This is a genomic window from Escherichia sp. E4736 (assembly GCF_005781225.1).
Lineage (GTDB): Bacteria > Pseudomonadota > Gammaproteobacteria > Enterobacterales > Enterobacteriaceae > Escherichia.
Map to the genome: position 1 here is coordinate 46,441 of NZ_VATT01000027.1, position 21,060 is coordinate 67,500.

22 protein-coding genes are annotated in these 21,060 nt (G+C 52.4%); 20 read left to right on the top strand and 2 right to left on the bottom strand.

Annotated features, from left to right (window positions below; genetic code table 11):
• Positions 1 to 95 precede the first annotated feature (95 nt).
• Positions 96 to 2,648 carry a peptidoglycan glycosyltransferase/peptidoglycan DD-transpeptidase MrcA gene (gene mrcA / locus FEK46_RS16790; protein WP_130208973.1) on the bottom strand — a complete coding sequence of 851 codons (2,553 nt, stop codon included), beginning with the start codon at positions 2,646 to 2,648 and terminating at the stop codon, positions 96 to 98.
• A gap of 119 nt (positions 2,649 to 2,767) precedes the next feature.
• On the opposite strand from mrcA, the gene hofM reads away from it, so the two are divergent.
• The 20 genes from hofM (at position 2,768) to FEK46_RS16890 (ending at position 20,589) form a co-directional block, all read left to right on the top strand.
• Positions 2,768 to 3,547: a DNA utilization protein HofM gene (gene hofM / locus FEK46_RS16795; protein WP_135560268.1), complete on the top strand. Its 780-nt coding sequence runs from the start codon at positions 2,768 to 2,770 to the stop codon at positions 3,545 to 3,547.
• A complete protein-coding gene (locus tag FEK46_RS16800) occupies positions 3,547 to 4,086 on the top strand; it encodes a PilN domain-containing protein (protein ID WP_135560267.1) in 540 nt (179 codons plus the stop codon). Before hofM ends, FEK46_RS16800 begins: the two co-directional genes overlap by 1 nt.
• Complete coding sequence (locus FEK46_RS16805; protein WP_130217650.1) at positions 4,070 to 4,510, top strand: DNA utilization protein HofO; 441 nt, start codon at positions 4,070 to 4,072, stop codon at positions 4,508 to 4,510. The genes FEK46_RS16800 and FEK46_RS16805 overlap by 17 nt, the downstream gene beginning before the upstream one ends.
• Complete coding sequence (locus FEK46_RS16810; protein WP_135560266.1) at positions 4,500 to 4,904, top strand: DUF2531 family protein; 405 nt, start codon at positions 4,500 to 4,502, stop codon at positions 4,902 to 4,904. Before FEK46_RS16805 ends, FEK46_RS16810 begins: the two co-directional genes overlap by 11 nt.
• Positions 4,816 to 6,054, top strand: a complete 1,239-nt coding sequence (gene hofQ / locus FEK46_RS16815) for a DNA uptake porin HofQ (protein ID WP_135560265.1) — start codon at positions 4,816 to 4,818, stop codon at positions 6,052 to 6,054. Before FEK46_RS16810 ends, hofQ begins: the two co-directional genes overlap by 89 nt.
• 400 nt (positions 6,055 to 6,454) lie before the next feature.
• Positions 6,455 to 6,976: a shikimate kinase AroK gene (gene aroK / locus FEK46_RS16820; protein WP_001507994.1), complete on the top strand. Its 522-nt coding sequence runs from the start codon at positions 6,455 to 6,457 to the stop codon at positions 6,974 to 6,976.
• Positions 6,977 to 7,032: 56 nt separating this feature from the next.
• The gene (gene aroB, locus FEK46_RS16825) at positions 7,033 to 8,121 is read left to right on the top strand and encodes a 3-dehydroquinate synthase (RefSeq protein ID WP_130208963.1); all 1,089 of its coding nucleotides are present in this window, start codon (positions 7,033 to 7,035) and stop codon (positions 8,119 to 8,121) included.
• A gap of 91 nt (positions 8,122 to 8,212) precedes the next feature.
• Positions 8,213 to 9,502 (top strand): cell division protein DamX, encoded by a 1,290-nt coding sequence (gene damX, locus FEK46_RS16830; protein WP_135560264.1) that lies wholly within the window; start codon positions 8,213 to 8,215, stop codon positions 9,500 to 9,502.
• Between the two features lie 106 nt (positions 9,503 to 9,608).
• On the top strand, positions 9,609 to 10,445 hold the full coding sequence (dam, locus tag FEK46_RS16835; RefSeq protein ID WP_130217642.1) for an adenine-specific DNA-methyltransferase: 837 nt from the start codon (positions 9,609 to 9,611) through the stop codon (positions 10,443 to 10,445).
• Between the two features lie 17 nt (positions 10,446 to 10,462).
• The gene (rpe, locus tag FEK46_RS16840) at positions 10,463 to 11,140 is read left to right on the top strand and encodes a ribulose-phosphate 3-epimerase (RefSeq protein ID WP_000816280.1); all 678 of its coding nucleotides are present in this window, start codon (positions 10,463 to 10,465) and stop codon (positions 11,138 to 11,140) included.
• Complete coding sequence (gene gph / locus FEK46_RS16845; protein ID WP_135560263.1) at positions 11,133 to 11,891, top strand: phosphoglycolate phosphatase; 759 nt, start codon at positions 11,133 to 11,135, stop codon at positions 11,889 to 11,891. Before rpe ends, gph begins: the two co-directional genes overlap by 8 nt.
• Positions 11,884 to 12,888: a tryptophan--tRNA ligase gene (gene trpS / locus FEK46_RS16850; RefSeq protein ID WP_130208955.1), complete on the top strand. Its 1,005-nt coding sequence runs from the start codon at positions 11,884 to 11,886 to the stop codon at positions 12,886 to 12,888. The genes gph and trpS overlap by 8 nt, the downstream gene beginning before the upstream one ends.
• 291 nt (positions 12,889 to 13,179) lie before the next feature.
• Complete coding sequence (gene yhfZ / locus FEK46_RS16855; RefSeq protein ID WP_135560262.1) at positions 13,180 to 14,085, top strand: GntR family transcriptional regulator YhfZ; 906 nt, start codon at positions 13,180 to 13,182, stop codon at positions 14,083 to 14,085.
• A 16-nt stretch (positions 14,086 to 14,101) separates the two neighbouring features.
• The gene (locus FEK46_RS16860) at positions 14,102 to 14,464 is read left to right on the top strand and encodes a PRD domain-containing protein (protein ID WP_130208951.1); all 363 of its coding nucleotides are present in this window, start codon (positions 14,102 to 14,104) and stop codon (positions 14,462 to 14,464) included.
• An 83-nt stretch (positions 14,465 to 14,547) separates the two neighbouring features.
• Entirely contained in the window at positions 14,548 to 15,711 is a 1,164-nt protein-coding gene (locus tag FEK46_RS16865; protein WP_131161833.1) for a YhfX family PLP-dependent enzyme, read from the top strand.
• Positions 15,711 to 16,937 carry a phosphopentomutase gene (locus FEK46_RS16870; protein WP_135560261.1) on the top strand — a complete coding sequence of 409 codons (1,227 nt, stop codon included), beginning with the start codon at positions 15,711 to 15,713 and terminating at the stop codon, positions 16,935 to 16,937. The genes FEK46_RS16865 and FEK46_RS16870 overlap by 1 nt, the downstream gene beginning before the upstream one ends.
• Entirely contained in the window at positions 16,934 to 17,812 is an 879-nt protein-coding gene (locus FEK46_RS16875; RefSeq protein WP_135560260.1) for a phosphotriesterase-related protein, read from the top strand. The genes FEK46_RS16870 and FEK46_RS16875 overlap by 4 nt, the downstream gene beginning before the upstream one ends.
• A 10-nt stretch (positions 17,813 to 17,822) precedes the next feature.
• On the top strand, positions 17,823 to 18,176 hold the full coding sequence (locus FEK46_RS16880; protein ID WP_064527568.1) for a DUF2620 domain-containing protein: 354 nt from the start codon (positions 17,823 to 17,825) through the stop codon (positions 18,174 to 18,176).
• A gap of 11 nt (positions 18,177 to 18,187) precedes the next feature.
• Positions 18,188 to 19,492 (top strand): YhfT family protein, encoded by a 1,305-nt coding sequence (locus tag FEK46_RS16885; RefSeq protein WP_130208943.1) that lies wholly within the window; start codon positions 18,188 to 18,190, stop codon positions 19,490 to 19,492.
• An 11-nt stretch (positions 19,493 to 19,503) separates the two neighbouring features.
• The gene (locus FEK46_RS16890) at positions 19,504 to 20,589 is read left to right on the top strand and encodes an aminotransferase class I/II-fold pyridoxal phosphate-dependent enzyme (protein ID WP_131161829.1); all 1,086 of its coding nucleotides are present in this window, start codon (positions 19,504 to 19,506) and stop codon (positions 20,587 to 20,589) included.
• A 107-nt stretch (positions 20,590 to 20,696) separates the two neighbouring features.
• Here the strand turns inward: FEK46_RS16890 and FEK46_RS16895 are convergent, their stop codons facing one another.
• Positions 20,697 to 20,864: a YhfL family protein gene (locus tag FEK46_RS16895; RefSeq protein ID WP_064527562.1), complete on the bottom strand. Its 168-nt coding sequence runs from the start codon at positions 20,862 to 20,864 to the stop codon at positions 20,697 to 20,699.
• Positions 20,865 to 21,060 lie beyond the last annotated feature (196 nt).

The following is a 21,060-nucleotide window of genomic DNA, read 5'->3' on the forward strand; positions in this document are numbered from 1 at the left end:
GATTTTGCATGCCGGCTAAGGCGTTCATGCCGCATCCGGCATGAACAACGCGCACTTTGCCAGCAAACTGAAAAGGCGCCGAAGCGCCTTTTTAATCAGAACAATTCCTGTGCCTCACCATTATCGATAATGGTCGTTCCCACCTCGCGCACCGCTTGCTGTGTAGGCTGTGTACCTTCAATGAAGTACTCTTCGCGGCTGTTGCCGCCGCTGGCCAGTTGCCCAGTGCTGCGATCGATATTCACCGTCACAATACCCGGCGGCGGCGTCAGCGGTTGTTCCGGTACGCCTTCCAGAACGGCTTTCATATAAGCGTCCCATGCAGGCTGCGCGCTTTTAGCACCACCTTCATAACCAGAGATCTGATCTTTAATTGCCCCGGAAGCCGTGGTATGACCGAGATTACGACGGTGGTCGTCAAAGCCAATCCATACTGAGGTTACTACGCCTGGTCCGTAACCCGAGAACCATGCATCCTTCGAGCTGTTGGTGGTCCCGGTTTTCCCGCCGATATCATGACGTTGCAAATCACGACCTGCGCGCCAGCCAGTACCTTGCCAGCCTGGTTCACCAAAGATATTGGTGTTCAGTGCGCTCTTAATCAGGAATGCCAGCGGAGTGCTGATAACGTGCGGTGCATACTCCTGCGCGCCGGTCTTCGCGACTAATGTCTGATTAGCTTGCTCCAGTTGCGGCATCGGCACCGAAACATTTTGCTGCTCGCGGGAGATAGCCACGTCTTCAACGTCGTTATTTTCCAGCACGTTCGATTTTTGCGTATCGCCATAAATCACCGGGATATCGCATTCCGGGCAAGCTACTTTCGGTTTCGCTTCGAAAATCACGCCGCCCTGGTCGTTTTCAATTTTGCTGATAAACCACGGATCCACCAGGAAGCCACCGTTCGCCATTACTGCATAGCCGCGCGCCACCTGCAGCGGCGTGAAGGACGCGGAACCCAGCGCCAGCGATTCGGTATGAACAATGTTTTGCGCCGGGAAGCCGAAGCGTTGCAGATACTCTGCAGCGTAGTCAACGCCCATAGCCCGCATTGCACGCACCATCACTACGTTCTTCGACTGACCCAGTCCCTGACGTAAACGGATTGGACCGGCATATTGCGGCGGTGAGTTTTTCGGCTCCCAGTCAGAACCAGCACCGGCGTCCCAGCGAGAAATCGGCACATCGTTCAGCATACTTGCCAGCGTCAGACCTTTATCCATTGCTGCGGTGTAGAGGAACGGTTTGATATTCGAACCTACCTGACGCAGCGCCTGAGTTGCGCGGTTAAACTTGCTCTGGTTGAAGTCAAAGCCACCAACCAGCGCCATGACGGCACCGTTTTGCGGATTGATCGACACAAGCGCCGAGTTCACCTCTGGCACCTGCGCCAGCCACCAGGCATCGCCAACCTGGCGAACCCAGATTTGCTGACCCGTTTGCACCACATCAGTCACTTTACGCGGCGTTGGTCCCTGTTGAGTGTCTGAACGGTAAGGACGCGCCCAGCGAACGCCTTCCATACGCAACGTTACGGACGTTCCGTCAGCCAGCATCGCTGTCGCTTCCTGCGGATTGGTGCTGGTAACTGCGGCAGGCAGCAGCGGACCGTAAGTCGGCAACGCTTTCAGAGTATTGGTTATCTTTTTGGTGTCCCACGCCGTCTCACCCACTTTCCACAGCACATTAGCCGGGCCGCGATAACCGTGACGCATGTCGTAGTCCAGCACGTTGTTACGCACCGCTTGCTGCGCGGCCTGCTGAACTTTGCGGGTAATGGTGGTGTAAATGCGATAACCGTCTTCATAAGCGCTTTCGCCGTAACGGCTATACATCTCCTGACGCACCATTTCGGTGAGATACGGCGCCGAGAAGGCAATTTCCGGCGCGTGATAATTGGCGTTAATCGGCTCACTACGCGTCTGATCATATTGCTGCTGGGTGATATACCCTTCGCTCAACATACGCGACAGCACAACGTTACGCCGCGCGACGGCGCGATCCATTGAGTAGAGCGGGTTGAAAGTGGATGGGGCTTTTGGCAGCCCGGCAATCACCGCCATTTCGTTCAGCGTCAGTTGGTCGACCGTTTTACCGAAATAGACTTGTGCCGCAGCACCGACACCATAGGCGCGGTAACCGAGGTAAATCTTGTTCAGATAAAGCTCGAGGATCTCGTCTTTAGTCAGCAACTGTTCAATACGAATCGCGAGGAAGACTTCCTTAATCTTACGCATCAGCGTGCGTTCCGGACTGAGGAAGAAGTTTCTCGCCAGTTGCTGGGTAATGGTACTCGCCCCTTGTGACGCGTGACCAGAGAACAACGCCACACTTGCCGCACGGAAGATCCCCACCGGGTCAACGCCGTGATGCTCATAAAAGCGGCTGTCCTCCGTCGCGATAAAGGCTTTCACCATTTCCGGCGGGATTTGATCCAACGTAACCGGAATACGACGTTTTTCACCATATTGCGCAATTAGCTCGCCATCGGCGCTGTAAATCTGCATCGGAATTTGCAGGCGAACATCTTTTAATGTCGCCACATCCGGCAGTTGTGGCTCGATGTAGCGGTAGAGGCCATAAATCGAGCCTGCTCCCAGCAGAATGCAACAGACTGCAAGGATCAATAAATACTTTACGAACTTCACTGGAAATTTCCGATTTGGTTTCATTTGGGCAGTTTATAAACAAACGCGCGGTAGTATAAAGGCAAGCCAGACGCATTGATATACCCGTCAGAGTGACGGGTGATAAGGAGATCATCACAATGGCATTTAAGAACTGGCAAATTGGGTTGCATTTACAACAGCAAGAAGCGGTGGCGGTTGCTATCGTGCGTGGTGCAAAAGAATGTTTTTTGCAACGTTGGTGGCGTTTGCCGCTGGCGACAGACATTATCAAAGATGGACGCATTCTCGATACAGAGCGGCTGGCAAAAACGTTGTTACCGTGGAGTCGTGAACTGCCGCATCGACATCACATTATGCTGGCATTTCCTGCTGGTCGAACGTTACAGAGGGCATTTCCACGCCCGGCGATGTCTCTCGGTGAGCGAGAGCAAACGGCATGGCTGGCAGGCACAATGGCACGCGAGCTGGATATGGAACCGGACTCCCTGCGCTTCGATTATAGCGAAGATTCACTAAGCCCGGCCTATAACGTGACCGCCGCGCAAAGCAAAGAGTTGGCAACGTTACTTACCCTGGCAGAAAGATTGCGTGTTCACGTTAGCGCAATTACCCCAGATGCCTGCGCTTTACAACGGTTTCTGCCTTTTTTACCCCCTCACAAGCAATGTCTGGCCTGGTGTGATCACGAACAGTGGTTGTGGGCGACGCGTTATCGCTGGGGGCGCAAGCTGGTGGTGGGGATGACAAGCGCGAATGACCTTGCAGCGATGTTATCCGTGGATCCCGACAGTATCGCAATATGCGGCGAAGGCGGATTTGACCCCTGGGAGGCGGTTTCTGTTCGTCAGCCGCCGCTACCGCCACCAGGTGGAGACTTCGCCATTGCGCTGGGGCTGGCGCTTGGGGAGAGTCGCTAATGAACCCACCAATCAATTTTTTGCCCTGGCGACAGCAACGCCGTGCGGCCTTTTTTCGCTTCTGGTTGCAGATGTTTGTTGCCCCTCTGCTGCTGACCGTAGGGATAACGCTAATGCAGCGTCTGGCATATAACGCCGAAGCACGCGTAGACGCCATTTTGCTCGAGGGAGAACAACAACTCGCCCGTAGCTTACAGGTCACTAAGCCACGTTTGTTGGAACGCCAACAGTTACGCGAACAGCATTTGCGACGTCAGCGTCAGCGACAATTTACCCGCGACTGGCAACCAGCGCTGGAAGCGCTGGCGACGCTTTTACCAGAAAAAGCCTGGCTGACCACGCTGAGCTGGCAGCAGGGAACGCTGGAAGTCAAAGGACTTACGTCGAACATCACAGCACTAAATGTGTTGGAGAAGTCACTCCGTGAGGATGCCTCTTTTCAGCTCAACCAGCGAGGGGCCACGCAGCAGGATGCACAAGGGCGCTGGCAATTTGCGTACCGGTTAACAAGGAAGGTTAGCGATGAACTCGCTCTTTGACTGGTGGTTTGCCACATCTCCTCGTACCCGTCAGTTTGGCTGGGCAGTCTGGTTGCTGGTGTTATTCACAATCATCGTTCTTTCATTGGCCCATCAGGAAGAGAGCGACGCATTAATTCGACTGCGGGCAAGTAATCACCAGCAGTGGGCTGCACTGCATCGCCTGGTAGACACCACACCCATCCGCGAAGAAAAGACGTTGCCCTTTTCGCCGCTGGATTTTCAGTTGCCTGGCGCGCAACTGGTTTACTGGCATCCGTCCGCCCAGGGAGGGGAGTTGGCGTTGAAAACGCTCTGGGAAGCGGTGCCGTCGGCATTTACACGACTGGCAGAGCGCAACGTCAGCGTAAGTCGTTTTTCGTTAAGCGTGGAAGGTGATGAACTCTTGTTCACGCTCCAACTGGAGGGGGCGAATGATGGCTAAACGTTGGCTGCTGGCTGGTGTTGCATTATGGCTATTAACCGGCATGCGCGACCCGTTTAAACCACCGGAAGATCTATGCCGGATTAGCGAACTTACCCAGTGGCGCTATCAGGGGATGGTAGGAAGAGGCGAGCGCGTTATTGGCGTAATAAAAGATGGGCAAAAGAAATGGCGACGGGTGCAGCAAAACGATGTGCTGGAAAACGGCTGGACGATCTTACAGCTGACGCCAGACACACTAACGCTGGGAACCGGGACAAACTGCGAACCGCCACAGTGGTTGTGGCAACGGCAAGGAGATACAAATGAAGCAATGGATAGCCGCACTACTGTTGATGATGATACCCATCGTGCAGGCGGCAAAGCCGCAAAAAGTCACGCTGATGGTGGATGACGTTCCGGTTGCTCAGGTTTTGCAGGCGCTGGCCGAACAGGAGAAGCTAAACCTGGTGGTGTCGCCAGACGTCAGCGGTACGGTATCGCTACATTTAACGGATGTTCCCTGGAAGCAGGCGCTACAAACCGTAGTGAAAAGCGCCGGGCTGATAACGCGTCAGGAAGGCAATATTCTTTCAGTGCATTCCGTTGCCTGGCAAAATGAAAATATCGCCCGCCAGGAGGCAGAGAAAGCACGGGCGCAGGCAAACCTGCCGCTGGAAAATCGCAGCATTACCCTGCAATACGCCGATGCCGGAGAGTTGGCGAAAGCGGGGGAGAAGCTACTTAGCACCAAAGGCAGCATGACCGTTGATAAACGCACTAATCGCCTTTTGCTGCGCGATAACCAGGCGGCGTTAACTGCACTGGAACAGTGGGTCATGCAAATGGATTTGCCGGTAGGCCAGGTTGAACTGTCGGCACACATTGTCACCATTAATGAAAAAAGTCTGCGCGAGTTAGGCGTGAAATGGACGCTGGCCGATGCGCAACAAGCTGGCGGCGTTGGGCAAGTGACTACGCTCGGTAGCGATCTCGCGGTGGCGACGGCGACGACGCATATCGGTTTTAACATTGGGCGGATCAACGGACGTTTGCTGGATCTGGAGCTTTCCGCACTAGAACAGAAACAGCAACTGGATATCATCGCCAGTCCACGTTTACTGGCTTCGCATCTCCAGCCTGCCAGCATTAAACAGGGAAGCGAAATTCCGTATCAGGTTTCCAGTGGTGAAAGTGGTGCAACATCGGTGGAGTTTAAAGAGGCGGTACTGGGAATGGAAGTCACGCCCACGGTGTTACAAAAAGGTCGCATCCGGCTGAAATTACACATCAGCCAGAACGTTCCGGGGCAGGTCCTTCAACAAGCCGATGGCGAAGTGCTGGCAATTGACAAGCAGGAGATCGAAACGCAAGTCGAGGTCAAAAGCGGAGAAACGTTGGCGCTGGGCGGCATTTTTACCCGTAAAAATAAATCGGGTCAGGATAGCGTACCGCTGTTGGGTGACATTCCCTGGTTCGGGCAATTATTTCGTCATGACGGAAAAGAAGATGAACGACGTGAGTTAGTGGTGTTTATCACGCCACGACTGGTTTCCAGTGAGTAAACCGCCGCAAAAGCGGTGATGTTTTTACGTTGAACGTGTTTCATCTATTTGACGCGCGCAGGTATTTAGCATACAAGGAGTACCGATTTGAGAGTTGGTGCTCTTAGCTGCCTGCGTTTTATGATGATGATTTATCATTCAGGCGGCATTTTGCTGTCTTTTTTACGCTAATCTTACCCGGTGATTTATCGCCAAAGCGGTGATAGCAAGGCAGCATGCCTGCAGCGACCAGATATGCAGAGGGATGGGCGATTTATTCAGTTGCCAAACCTGCTGGAGTATTGAGATAATTTTCAGTCTGACTCTCGCAATATCTTATGAGGTTTCAGTTCATGTCCTGCTGCGCTCTCTGAGCGAAGCGGGTTTATCATTAACGAATAGTCTTAGTAGTACCGAAAAAATGGCAGAGAAACGCAATATCTTTCTGGTTGGGCCTATGGGTGCCGGAAAAAGCACTATTGGGCGCCAGTTAGCTCAACAACTCAATATGGAATTTTACGATTCCGATCAAGAGATTGAGAAACGAACCGGAGCTGATGTGGGCTGGGTTTTCGATTTAGAAGGCGAAGAAGGCTTCCGCGATCGCGAAGAAAAGGTCATCAATGAATTGACCGAGAAGCAGGGTATTGTGCTGGCTACTGGCGGCGGCTCTGTGAAATCCCGCGAAACGCGTAACCGTCTTTCCGCTCGTGGCGTTGTCGTTTATCTTGAAACGACCATCGAAAAGCAACTTGCACGCACGCAGCGTGATAAAAAACGCCCGTTGCTGCACGTTGAAACACCGCCACGTGAAGTTCTGGAAGCGTTGGCCAATGAACGCAATCCGCTGTATGAAGAGATTGCCGACGTGACCATTCGTACTGATGACCAAAGCGCTAAAGTGGTCGCAAACCAGATTATTAACATGCTGGAAAGCAACTAATTCTGGCTTTAAATACACTCGTCTGCGGGTACAGTAATTAAGGTGGATGTCGCGTTATGGAGAGGATAGTCGTCACTCTCGGGGAACGTAGTTACCCAATTACCATCGCATCTGGTTTGTTTAACGAACCAGCTTCATTCTTACCGCTGAAATCGGGCGAGCAGGTGATGTTGGTCACCAACGAAACTCTGGCTCCTCTGTATCTCGATAAGGTCCGCGGCGTACTTGAACAGGCGGGTGTTAACGTCGATAGCGTTATCCTCCCTGACGGCGAGCAGTATAAAAGCCTGGCTGTACTCGACACCGTCTTTACAGCGTTGTTGCAAAAGCCGCATGGCCGCGATACTACACTGGTTGCACTTGGCGGCGGCGTGGTGGGCGATCTTACCGGTTTCGCGGCGGCGAGCTATCAGCGCGGCGTTCGCTTCATTCAAGTCCCAACGACGTTATTGTCGCAGGTTGACTCCTCCGTTGGCGGCAAAACCGCGGTAAACCATCCCCTCGGTAAAAACATGATTGGCGCGTTTTACCAACCTGCATCGGTGGTGGTAGATCTCGATTGTCTGAAAACGCTTCCTCAGCGTGAGTTAGCTTCGGGGCTAGCGGAAGTCATCAAATACGGCATTATTCTTGACGGCGAGTTTTTCCACTGGCTGGAAGAGAATCTCGACGCGCTGCTTCGTCTGGATGGCCCTGCAATGGCGTACTGTATTCGCCGCTGCTGTGAGCTGAAAGCAGAAGTTGTCGCCGCCGACGAGCGTGAAGCTGGCTTACGTGCTTTACTCAATCTTGGACATACCTTTGGTCATGCCATTGAAGCTGAAATGGGCTATGGTAATTGGCTACACGGTGAAGCGGTTGCTGCGGGTATGGTAATGGCGGCGCGCACATCGGAACGTCTCGGGCAGTTCAGTTCTGCCGAAACGCAGCGTATTATTACCCTGCTCACGCGGGCTGGGTTACCGGTCAATGGGCCGCGCGAAATGTCCGCGCAGGCATATTTACCGCATATGCTGCGTGACAAGAAAGTTCTTGCGGGAGAAATGCGCTTAATTCTTCCGCTGGCAATTGGTAAGAGCGAAGTTCGCGGCGGTGTTTCGCACGATATCGTTCTTAACGCCATTGCTGATTGTCAGTTAGCGTAACAACAAGAAAGGTCAGGCCGCTTATCCGGCGGTTTATTAGCTTCAGGTTAATTGCAACGTGGTAAGCATTAACCTTTTAGTGGGGTGTTAAATGGATGAATTCAAACCAGAAGACGAGCTGAAACCCGATCCCAGCGATCGTCGTACTGGTCGTTCTCGTCAATCTTCTGAGCGTTCTGAACGTGGCGAACCGCAGATCAATTTTGATGATATTGAACTTGATGATACGGATGATCGCCGTCCGACCCGCGCGCAAAAAGAGCGCGATGAGGAACCGGAAATCGAACAAGAATATGACGAATCCGAAGATGAAACGGTGGATGAAGAGCGTGTAGAGCGGCGTCCGCGTAAGCGCAAAAAAGCAGCCAGCAAACCTGCTTCTCGTCAGTATATGATGATGGGCGTCGGTATTCTGGTTCTGTTGCTGTTGATCATCGGTATCGGTTCTGCGTTAAAAGCCCCCTCGACCTCTTCCAGCGATCAAACTGCGTCTGGCGAGAAGAGTATTGATCTTGCTGGCAATGCGACCGATCAGGCGAATGGCGTGCAGCCAGCACCGGGAACCACGTCTGCGGAAAATACTCAGCAGGATGTTTCTCTGCCGCCGATTTCTTCTACGCCGACCCAGGGGCAGACCCCGGCGGCAACGGATGGTCAACAGCGTGTTGAAGTACAGGGTGATCTGAACAATGCCCTGACCCAGCCACAAAATCAGCAACAGCTGAACAATGTGGCGGTAAATTCGACATTGCCGACCGAACCCGCAACGGTTGCGCCAGTACGCAATGGCAATGCATCGCGCGACACGGCAAAAACGCAAACCGCTGAACGTCCGACCACCACGCGTCCGCCGCGTCAGCAGGCAGTGATTGAACCGAAAAAACCGCAAGCAACTGTGAAAACCGAACCGAAGCCGGTAGCACAGCAACCGAAGCGTACCGAACCAGCAGCGCCAGTGGCGAGCTCGAAGGCACCGGCTGCGACTTCTACGCCAGCGGCAACGCCAGCGCCGAATGCGACTGCCAGCACGGAGCCGGCACAAACGGCATCTCCGGCGCAAACCACGACAACACCAGCTGCTGGGGCGAAGAGCGCGGGTAATGTTGGTTCGTTGAAATCGGCACCGTCAAGCCATTACACTCTGCAGTTGAGCAGTTCCTCTAACTACGACAACCTGAACGGTTGGGCGAAGAAAGAGAACCTGAAAAACTACGTTGTCTATGAAACGACGCGTAATGGTCAGCCGTGGTATGTCCTGGTTTCTGGCGTGTACGCTTCGAAAGAAGAAGCGAAAAAAGCGGTATCTACATTGCCAGCCGATGTCCAGGCCAAAAATCCTTGGGCGAAACCGCTGCGTCAGGTACAGGCCGATCTGAAGTAATCAAGGCTATTTCCCGCAATGGATAACCGTTGCGGGAACTGCCTGAAGCGCTGGATGCTGTCGGAGCTTTCTCCACAGCCGGAGAAGGTGTAATTAGTTAGTCAGCATGAAGAAAAATCGCGCTTTTTTGAAGTGGGCAGGGGGCAAATATCCCTTGCTTGATGATATTAAACGGCATTTGCCTAAGGGCGAATGTCTGGTTGAGCCTTTTGTTGGTGCCGGGTCGGTGTTTCTTAACACCGACTTTTCTCGTTATATCCTTGCTGATATCAACAGCGATCTGATTAGTCTCTACAACATTGTAAAGACGCGTACTGAAGAGTATGTGCAGGCTGCCCGCGAGCTGTTTGTTCCCGAAACAAATTGCGCCGAGGTCTACTATCAGTTCCGCGAAGAGTTCAACAAAAGCCAGGATCCCTTGCGTCGGGCAGTACTGTTTTTATATTTGAACCGCTACGGTTACAACGGTTTGTGCCGTTACAATCTGCGCGGTGAATTTAATGTGCCGTTTGGCCGTTATAAAAAGCCCTATTTCCCGGAAGCTGAGTTGTATCATTTTGCCGAAAAAGCGCAGAATGCCTTTTTCTATTGTGAGTCTTACGCCGACAGCATGGCGCGCGCAGATGATGCATCCGTCGTCTATTGCGATCCGCCTTATGCGCCGCTTTCTGCGACCGCTAACTTCACGGCGTATCACACAAACAGTTTTACGCTTGAACAACAAGCCCATCTGGCGGAGATCGCAGAAGGTCTGGTTGATCGCCATATTCCTGTGCTGATCTCCAATCACGATACGATGTTAACGCGTGAGTGGTATCAGCGCGCAAAATTGCATGTCGTCAAAGTTCGACGCAGTATAAGCAGCAACGGCGGCACACGTAAAAAGGTGGACGAACTGCTGGCTTTGTACAAACCAGGAGTCGTTTCACCCGCGAAAAAATAATTCTCAAGGAGAAGCGGATGAAACAGTATTTGATTGCCCCCTCAATTCTGTCGGCTGATTTTGCCCGCCTGGGTGAAGATACCGCAAAGGCCCTGGCAGCTGGCGCTGATGTCGTGCATTTTGACGTCATGGATAACCACTATGTTCCCAACCTGACAATTGGGCCAATGGTGCTGAAATCCTTGCGTAACTACGGCATTACCGCCCCTATCGACGTGCATCTGATGGTGAAACCGGTCGATCGCATTGTGCCTGATTTCGCTGCCGCTGGTGCCAGCATCATTACCTTTCATCCAGAAGCCTCCGAGCATGTTGACCGCACGCTGCAACTGATTAAAGAAAATGGCTGTAAAGCGGGGCTGGTATTTAACCCGGCGACACCATTGAGCTATCTGGATTATGTGATGGACAAGCTGGATGTGATCCTGCTGATGTCCGTCAACCCTGGTTTCGGCGGTCAGTCTTTCATTCCGCAAACACTGGATAAACTGCGCGAAGTGCGCCGCCGCATCGATGAGTCGGGCTTTGATATCCGTCTGGAAGTGGACGGTGGCGTGAAGGTGAACAACATTGGCGAAATCGCTGCGGCGGGAGCGGATATGTTCGTCGCCGGTTCGGCAATCTTCGACCAGCCAGACTACAAAAAAGTCATTGATGAAATGCGCAGTGAACTGGCAAAGGTAAGTCATGAATAAGTTTGAAGATATTCGCGGCGTCGCTTTTGATCTCGACGGTACGCTGGTGGACAGTGCTCCAGGTCTTGCTGCTGCGGTAGATATGGCGATGTATGCGCTGGAGTTGCCCGTTGCAGGCGAAGAACGCGTTATTACCTGGATTGGCAACGGCGCAGATGTCTTGATGGAGCGGGCATTGGCCTGGGCGCGTCAGGAACGTGCGACCCTGCGTAAAACAATGGGTAAACCGCCCGTTGATGACGACATTCCGGCAGAAGAACAGGTACGTATTCTGCGTAAACTGTTCGATCGCTACTATGGCGAGGTTGCCGAAGAGGGGACGTTTTTGTTCCCGCACGTTGCCGATACTCTGGGCGCGTTGCAGGCTAAAGGCCTGCCGCTAGGCCTGGTTACCAACAAACCGACGCCGTTCGTCGCGCCGCTGCTCGAAGCCTTAGATATCGCCAAATACTTCAGCGTGGTGATTGGTGGTGATGACGTGCAAAACAAAAAACCGCATCCGGACCCGCTGTTACTGGTGGCTGCGCGGATGGGAATTGCCCCACAACAGATGCTGTTTGTTGGCGACTCACGCAATGATATTCAGGCGGCAAAAGCGGCAGGTTGCCCATCAGTTGGCTTAACCTACGGATATAACTACGGCGAGGCTATCGATCTCAGCCAGCCTGATGTAATTTATCACTCTATAAATGACCTTCTGCCCGCATTAGGGCTTCCGCATAGCGAAAATCAGGAATCGAAAAATGACTAAGCCCATCGTTTTTAGTGGCGCACAGCCCTCAGGTGAATTGACCATTGGTAACTACATGGGTGCGCTGCGTCAGTGGGTAAACATGCAGGATGACTACCATTGCATTTACTGCATCGTTGACCAACATGCCATCACCGTGCGCCAGGATGCGCAAAAGCTGCGTAAAGCGACGCTGGATACGCTGGCCCTGTATCTGGCATGTGGCATCGATCCTGAGAAAAGCACCATTTTTGTTCAGTCCCATGTACCAGAACATGCGCAGCTAGGCTGGGCGTTGAACTGCTATACCTACTTCGGCGAACTGAGCCGCATGACCCAGTTCAAAGATAAATCTGCGCGTTATGCCGAGAACATCAACGCTGGTCTGTTTGACTATCCGGTGCTGATGGCGGCGGACATCCTGCTGTATCAAACCAATCTGGTGCCGGTCGGTGAAGATCAGAAACAGCATCTGGAACTGAGCCGCGATATCGCCCAGCGTTTCAACGCGCTGTATGGCGATATTTTTAAAGTACCGGAGCCGTTTATTCCGAAATCTGGCGCGCGCGTAATGTCGCTGCTGGAGCCGACCAAGAAGATGTCCAAGTCTGACGATAACCGCAATAACGTTATCGGCCTGCTGGAAGATCCGAAATCGGTAGTGAAGAAAATCAAACGTGCGGTCACTGACTCCGACGAGCCACCGGTAGTTCGCTACGATGTGCAGAACAAAGCGGGCGTTTCCAACCTGCTGGATATCCTTTCTGCAGTTACTGGCAAGAGCATCCCGGAACTGGAAAAACAGTTCGAAGGCAAGATGTATGGTCATCTGAAAGGCGAAGTGGCTGATGCCGTTTCCGGTATGCTGACTGAATTGCAGGAACGCTATCACCGTTTCCGCAATGACGAAGCCTTCCTGCAACAGGTGATGAAAGACGGCGCAGAAAAAGCCAGCGCGCACGCTTCCCGTACGCTGAAAGCGGTGTATGAAGCGATTGGTTTTGTGGCGAAGCCGTAATTCACTATTGCTGGCAAATTGCGCTTTGTTCATGCCGGATGCGGCGTGAACGCCTTATCCGGCCTACAAAGTAATGCACATATTGCAAGGAAATGTAGGCCTGATAAGCGTAGCGCCATCAGGCAATTTTGCTTTTATCATCACTCTGAAACTGGGGAAACCCGGTTTTTTTATCCTCTTTTCGCAACAACCCGAAAAAATGTGAAGTGCCTCGCCGTTTCCACATCTCTTAGTTGCCACTTATCTTCATTTTAATGAAGATATAAATATTCACTTTATTGAAAATATACTATGCGTCGAACGTTTATCAAAAAAGAAGGCGTCGTCATCACGACTCTGGCTCGTTATCTGTTAGGTGAAAAGTGCGGTAATCGATTGAAAACCATAGATGAACTGGCAACTGAATGCCATTCATCGGTTGGTCTGACACAGGCCGCGCTGAAAACGCTGGAATCAAGCGGCGCGATTAGAATTGAACGCCGTGGGCGCAATGGCAGTTATCTGGTCGAGATGGATAACAAAGCATTGCTGACTCATGTGGATATCAACAACGTGGTATGTGCGATGCCCTTGCCCTATACCCGTTTGTACGAAGGACTGGCAAGCGGGCTGAAAGCTCAGTTTGATAGCATTCCTTTTTATTATGCGCATATGCGCGGCGCGGATATTCGCGTGGAGTGTTTACTTAACGGCGTCTATGACATGGCTGTAGTGTCCCGCCTGGCGGCAGAAAGTTATCTCACGCAAAAAGGGTTATGCCTGGCGCTGGAACTTGGGCCACATACCTATGTTGGCGAGCACCAGCTGATTTGCCGTAAAGGGGCGTCTGGCAACGTGAAACGCGTGGGGCTGGATAACCGCTCGGCGGATCAGAAAATCATGACCGATGTCTTTTTTGGCAATAGCGATGTGGAGCGCGTCGACCTCTCATATCACGAGAGTTTACAACGCATTGTAAAAGGCGATGTCGATGCGGTTATCTGGAACGTGGTGGCGGAAAGCGAACTGGCCATGCTGGGATTAGAAGCGACGCCGCTGACGAACGATCCACGATTTTTACAGGCCACTGAAGCCGTGGTGCTAACGCGAGCCGATGATTACCCGATGCAACAATTGCTACGTGCGGTTGTTGATAAACATGCCCTGCTTGCTCATCAACAGCGAGTCGTCAGTGGGGAACTTGAACCCAGTTATTAAGCGAAAGGCGTCTTAAATGGAAAACAGACTCAACCTGCTTTGCGAGGCAGGCGTCATTGATAAGGACATCTGCAAAGGCATGATGCAGGTCGTCAAAGTACTGGAAACAGAATGCCATCTTCCCATACGCAGCGAGCAGGGAACGATGGCGATGACGCATATGGCGAGTGCGCTGATGCGCAGTCGTCGGGGCGAACACATATTGCCGCTGGATGACGAATTACTGGCGGAACTGGCGCAATCCACATACTGGCCAGCGATTGTGCAATTGCATCAGGTGCTATTGAAGGAATTCGCGCTGGAAATTAACCCGTGTGAAGAAGGGTATTTGCTGGCCAATCTCTATGGATTATGGATGGCCGCCAACGAAGGTGTCTGAGTTATACGGCAAATCCGCGTCACATAACTTAAATATTCAAAAAAATGAATGTTTAATTCAAGGAATAGAAACGAGGCAACAAGATGTTTGTAGAAGCATTGAAACGCCAGAACCCAGCGCTGATTTCCGCCGCACTAAGCTTGTGGCAACAGGGCAAGATCGCCCCGGACAGTTGGGTTGTCGACGTGGATCAGTTACTGGAAAACGGTAAGAGGCTGATTGAGACGGCGCGGCTTTACGGCATTGAGCTGTATCTGATGACCAAGCAGTTTGGCCGTAATCCATGGCTGGCGGAAAAACTTCTGGCACTGGGCTACAGCGGCATTGTGGCGGTGGATTACAAAGAGGCGCGGGTCATGCGCCGCGCCGGTCTGCCGGTGGCGCATCAGGGACATCTGGTGCAAATCCCTTGTCACCAGGTTTCTGACGCCGTTGCACAGGGAACTGACGTCATCACCGTGTTTACTCTCGACAAAGCGCGGGAAGTCTCTGCGGCAGCGGTGAATGCCGGACGTGTGCAGTCTGTGCTGCTCAAAGTTTATAGCGATGATGATTTTCTTTATCCGGGCCAGGAGAGCGGTTTTCCCCAAAACACGCTGCATGACATTGTCGCTGAAATCCAGAAACTGCCGGGACTACATTTAGCGGGACTTACCCATTTCCCTTGCCTGCTTTGGGATGAAACAAGCGGGAAAGTTTTGCCGACACCGAATCTTCACACGCTGGTACAAGCACGGGATCAACTGGCGAAATCTGGTATTGCGATTGAGCAACTGAACGCTCCTTCAGCGACCAGCTGCACTTCGCTGCCATTACTGGCGGAATACGGTGTGACTCATGCCGAACCCGGTCATGCACTGACGGGCACTATTCCGGCAAACCAGCAGGGCGATCAGCCTGAACGTATCGCCATGCTCTGGTTAAGTGAAATCTCCCATCATTTCCGTGGCGACAGCTACTGCTACGGCGGCGGTTACTACCGTCGTGGTCATGCTCACCGCGCTCTGGTTTTTACTAAAGAAAATCAAAAGATTACTGAAACCAATCTCAAAACTGTAGATGACAGCAGTATCGACTACACCCTGCCGTTAGCAGGTGAGTTTCCGGTGAGCAGCGCGGTGGTGCTCTGTTTTCGTACGCAGATTTTTGTTACCCGCAGTGATGTCGTGCTGGTATCGGGTATTCAGCGTGGCGAACCGGAGATCGTCGGTCGTTATGACAGTCTTGGAAACTCTCTGGGGGCGTAATGGCGCGATTCGTGGTGTTAGTGATTGATAGCTTTGGCGTAGGCGCAATGAAAGATGTCACGCTGGTGCGTCCGCAGGATGCGGGAGCGAATACCTGTGGTCACATTTTGAGCCAGCTGCCGCATTTGCAGCTGCCAACGCTGGAGAAAATGGGGCTAATCAACGCATTAGGTTATGCGCCTGGAGATATGCAGCCGTCAGATTCTGCAACCTGGGGCGTGGCAGAGCTGCAACATGAAGGTGGCGATACCTTTATGGGGCATCAGGAAATTTTAGGCACGCGCCCGTTACCGCCGCTACGGATGCCCTTTCGCGATGTGCTTGACCGTGTTGAGCAAGCATTACTTAACGCTGGCTGGCAGGTGGAGCGCCGTGGCGATGATCTGCAATTTCTGTGGGTCAATCAGGCGGTTGCGATTGGCGATAATCTCGAGGCGGATTTAGGCCAGGTCTATAACATCACCGCCAATCTCTCTGTGATCTCTTTTGACGACGCAATCAAAATTGGTCGTATCGTGCGTGACCAGGTACAGGTCGGTCGGGTCATTACATTTGGCGGCTTGTTAACCGACAGTCAGCGTATTCTCGATGCCGCAGAAAGCAAAGAAGGGCGCTTTATTGGCATCAACGCGCCGCGTTCTGGCGCTTATGACAACGGCTTCCAGGTCGTGCATATGGGCTATGGCGTCGATGAAAAAGTGCAGGTGCCACAAAAACTGTATGAAGCAGGCGTGCCAACCGTGCTGGTGGGTAAGGTGGCAGATATCGTCAACAATCCTTATGGCGTGAGCTGGCAAAACCTGGTGGATAGCCAGCGGATTATGGATATCACCCTCGACGAATTTATCACCCATCAGACAGCGTTTATTTGCACCAACATTCAGGAAACCGACCTCGCTGGTCACGCAGAAGACGTCGCACGTTATGCCGAACGTTTGCAGGTCGTTGACCGTAATCTTGCTCTCCTGGTTGAGGCGATGCAGCCAGATGATTGCCTGATTGTCATGGCGGATCACGGCAACGACCCGACAATCGGTCACAGCCACCATACCCGCGAAGTCGTGCCTGTGCTGGTTTATCAGCAAGGGCTGGTCCATACGCAACTCGGTGTGCGCACCACGCTTTCTGATGTGGGGGCTACCGTGTGTGAATTTTTCCGTGCACCACCGCCACAAAATGGTCGCTCTTTTCTTTCCTCCCTCCGGTTTGCAGGAGACACCCTATGAGTTTTGATCCGACGGGTTACACCCTGGCCCATGAGCATCTGCATATTGATCTCTCCGGCTTTAAAAACAACGTGGACTGCCGCCTTGATCAGTATGCGTTCATCTGCCAGGAGATGAACGACCTGATGGCCCGGGGCGTTCGTAATGTGATCGAGATGACCAACCGTTACATGGGGCGCAATGCGCAATTTATGCTTGATGTAATGCGCGAAACCGGGATCAACGTGGTGGCCTGTACCGGTTATTACCAGGATGCGTTTTTCCCGGAACATGTGGCGATCCGCAGCGTGCAGGAACTGGCGCAGGAGATGGTCGATGAAATTGAACAGGGTATCGATGGCACTGACCTGAAAGCCGGGATTATCGCGGAGATTGGCTCCAGCGAAGGAAAGATTACGCCGCTGGAAGAGAAGGTATTTATTGCCGCCGCGCTGGCACATAACCAGACCGGACGCCCGATCTCCACACATACCTCTTTTAGCACCATGGGGCTGGAACAACTGGCGCTACTGCACGCCCACGGAGTTGATCTTTCGCGTGTCACCGTTGGTCACTGCGATCTGAAAGACAACCTCGACAACATTTTGAAGATGATCGATCTCGGCGCGTACGTGCAGTTCGACACCATTGGTAAGAACAGTTACTACCCGGACGAAAAGCGTATTGCGATGCTTCATGCGCTACGCGACCGTGGGTTGCTGAACCGCGTCATGCTGTCGATGGATATTACGCGCCGCTCTCATTTAAAAGCCAACGGTGGTTATGGCTATGACTATTTATTGACCACCTTTATTCCGCAATTGCGCCAGTCAGGATTCAGTCAGGCCGATGTGGATGTGATGTTACGTGAAAATCCCTCTCAATTTTTCCAATAAGGACAGACTAATGAAAAAGATTGGCGTTGCAGGCTTACAGCGTGAGCAGATTAAAAAAACCATTGAAGCGACGGCTCCAGGCTGTTTTGAAGTTTTCATTTATAACGACATGGAAGCAGCGATGAAGGTGAAATCCGGGCAACTGGATTACTACATCGGCGCGTGTAATACCGGTGCGGGCGCGGCATTGTCGATTGCCATCGCGGTGATTGGCTATAACAAAAGTTGCACCATTGCCAAGCCGGGCATTAAAGCGAAAGACGAGCATATCGCCAAAATGATCGCCGAAGGGAAAGTGGCGTTTGGGCTTTCCGTTGAGCACGTCGAACACGCGATTCCGATGTTGATTAACCATCTGAAATAAAAGGCACGACTATGGATCTGTATATTCAGATTATCGTGGTGGCGTGCCTGACGGGTATGACATCGCTTCTGGCGCATCGCTCGGCGGCTGTTTTTCATGACGGTATCCGCCCGATCCTGCCGCAGCTGATTGAAGGCTATATGAACCGTCGCGAGGCGGGGAGTATTGCTTTTGGTCTGAGCATTGGTTTTGTGGCCTCGGTGGGGATCTCTTTTACCCTGAAAACCGGGCTACTCAACGCATGGTTACTCTTTCTTCCTACCGATATCCTCGGCGTACTGGCGATAAACAGCCTGATGGCGTTTGGTCTTGGCGCTATCTGGGGGATATTGATCCTCACATGCCTGTTGCCGGTAAACCAGCTGCTGACCGCGCTACCGGTGGATGTATTAGGTAGCCTGGGGGAATTAAGCTCACCGGTGGTTTCAGCGTTTGCACTGTTCCCGCTGGTAGCGATTTTCTACCAGTTTGGCTGGAAGCAAAGTCTGATCGCTGCCGTGGTTGTGCTGATGACCCGTGTGGTGGTAGTGCGCTATTTCCCGCATCTCAATCCGGAATCCATCGAAATCTTTATTGGCATGGTGATGCTGCTGGGGATCGCGATAACTCACGACCTGCGTCATCGTGATGAAAATGATCTTGATACAAGCGGACTTTCCGTCTTTGAAGAGCGTACGTCGCGGATTATCAAAAATTTACCCTATATCGCCATCGTGGGGGCATTGATTGCCGCCGTTGCCAGCATGAAGATTTTTGCTGGTAGCGAAGTGTCGATCTTCACACTGGAGAAAGCATATTCCGCAGGCGTAACGCCGGAACAATCGCAAACGCTGATCAATCAGGCGGCACTGGCGGAATTTATGCGTGGGCTGGGGTTTGTGCCGTTGATTGCCACCACCGCGTTAGCCACCGGCGTATATGCAGTTGCGGGCTTTACCTTTGTTTATGCGGTGGGCTATCTCTCGCCGAATCCGATGGTTGCAGCGGTATTAGGCGCAGTGGTTATTTCGGCAGAAGTCTTGCTGCTTCGTTCGATCGGCAAATGGCTGGGGCGCTACCCGTCGGTGCGTAATGCGTCGGATAACATCCGTAACGCCATGAATATGCTGATGGAAGTGGCGCTGCTGGTCGGTTCGATTTTCGCAGCAATTAAGATGGCGGGTTATACCGGATTCTCTATCGCGGTTGCCATTTACTTCCTCAACGAATCCCTGGGCCGTCCGGTACAGAAAATGGCGGCACCGGTCGTGGCAGTAATGATCACCGGCATCCTGCTGAATGTTCTTTACTGGCTTGGCCTGTTCGTTCCGGCTTAAGGAAGGCATCGATGAAGACGTTTCCTCTGCAAAGCCTGACGATTATTGAGGCGCAGCAAAAGCAGTTTGCGCTGGTGGATAGCATTTGCCGCCATTTCCCCGGCAGCGAGTTTCTTACTGGCGGTGATTTAGGGTTAACTCCAGGTCTGAATCAACCGCGTATTACCCAACGGGTGGAGCAGGTGCTGGCTGATGCATTTCACGCACAGGCCGCGGCGCTGGTGCAGGGCGCGGGGACTGGAGCAATTCGCGCCGGGCTGGCGGCTTTGCTCAAACCGGGGCAGCGTCTTCTGGTGCATGACGCGCCTGTTTATCCGACGACGCAGGTCATTGTTGAGCAGATGGGGCTGACGCTTATCACTGCTGATTTCAATGACCTGGCGGCACTTAAGCAGGTCGTCGAAGAGCAACAACCGGATGCGGCGCTAGTACAGCATACGCGCCAGCAGCCACAGGACAGCTACATGCTGGCAGATGTGCTGGCAACGTTGCGCTCGTCTGGCGTTCCAGCGTTAACCGATGACAACTATGCGGTGATGAAGGTAGCGCGAATCGGCTGCGAATGCGGGGCGAATGTTTCGACATTCTCCTGCTTCAAGCTGTTTGGGCCAGAGGGTGTTGGCGCGGTGGTAGGTGATGCCGATGTTATTAGTCGGATTCGCGCCACGCTTTACTCCGGCGGCAGCCAGATTCAGGGTGCTCAGGCGCTGGAAGTGTTGCGTGGGCTGGTGTTCGCGCCTGTAATGCATGCGGTGCAGGCGGGTGTTTCTGAACGGTTGCTGGCTTTACTTAACGGTGGTGCGGTGCCGGAAGTTAAAAACGCCGTCATTGCTAATGCGCAGTCGAAAGTATTAATTGTGGAGTTTCATCAGCCGATTGCCGCCAGGGTGCTGGAAGAGGCGCAAAAGCGCGGCGCGTTGCCTTACCCGGTGGGTGCGGAGTCGAAATATGAAATCCCGCCGCTCTTTTACCGCCTTTCCGGAACGTTTCGCCAGGCGAATCCACAATTAGAACATTGTGCGATTCGCATTAATCCGAATCGTAGTGGTGAAGAGACGGTGCTGCGGATTTTGCGTGAGAGTATTGCCAGCGTTTAATCGTTGTGAATGACGTTTTCGGAGTTAATACAAAAACAAATACGCCCTCAGGTAATCCCGAGGGCGTCAGGTAATTAAATCAGCGTTAGCTAATTTCAGTCAGAGACTTACTGTGCAGTAGGACCGCAGCCGCCAATGATTTTAGAAATAGAAATTGCCGGGTGCAGCAGGTAGTCGTAAGAGCAGTTCTTTTCACGGTTTTCAATATGACCAGTACATGCAGTTAATGTTGCCAGGACTGCACCAACCAGTGCCACTTTAATAAACTTGTTCATTTTCATTCCCTATGTAAAATATATCGAGTAATATTCATTGATTATGTGAATATAAGCAAACAGCTCGCTAAAGACGATACAGGAATATTTATTGTGCGTCAGTGAACGGACTATGAATATTATGCTTATATTTGTAAGCCGCTGTAACTGCAGGGCGTTATTAAAATAAATTATACTCATCATACTTCAAGTTGCA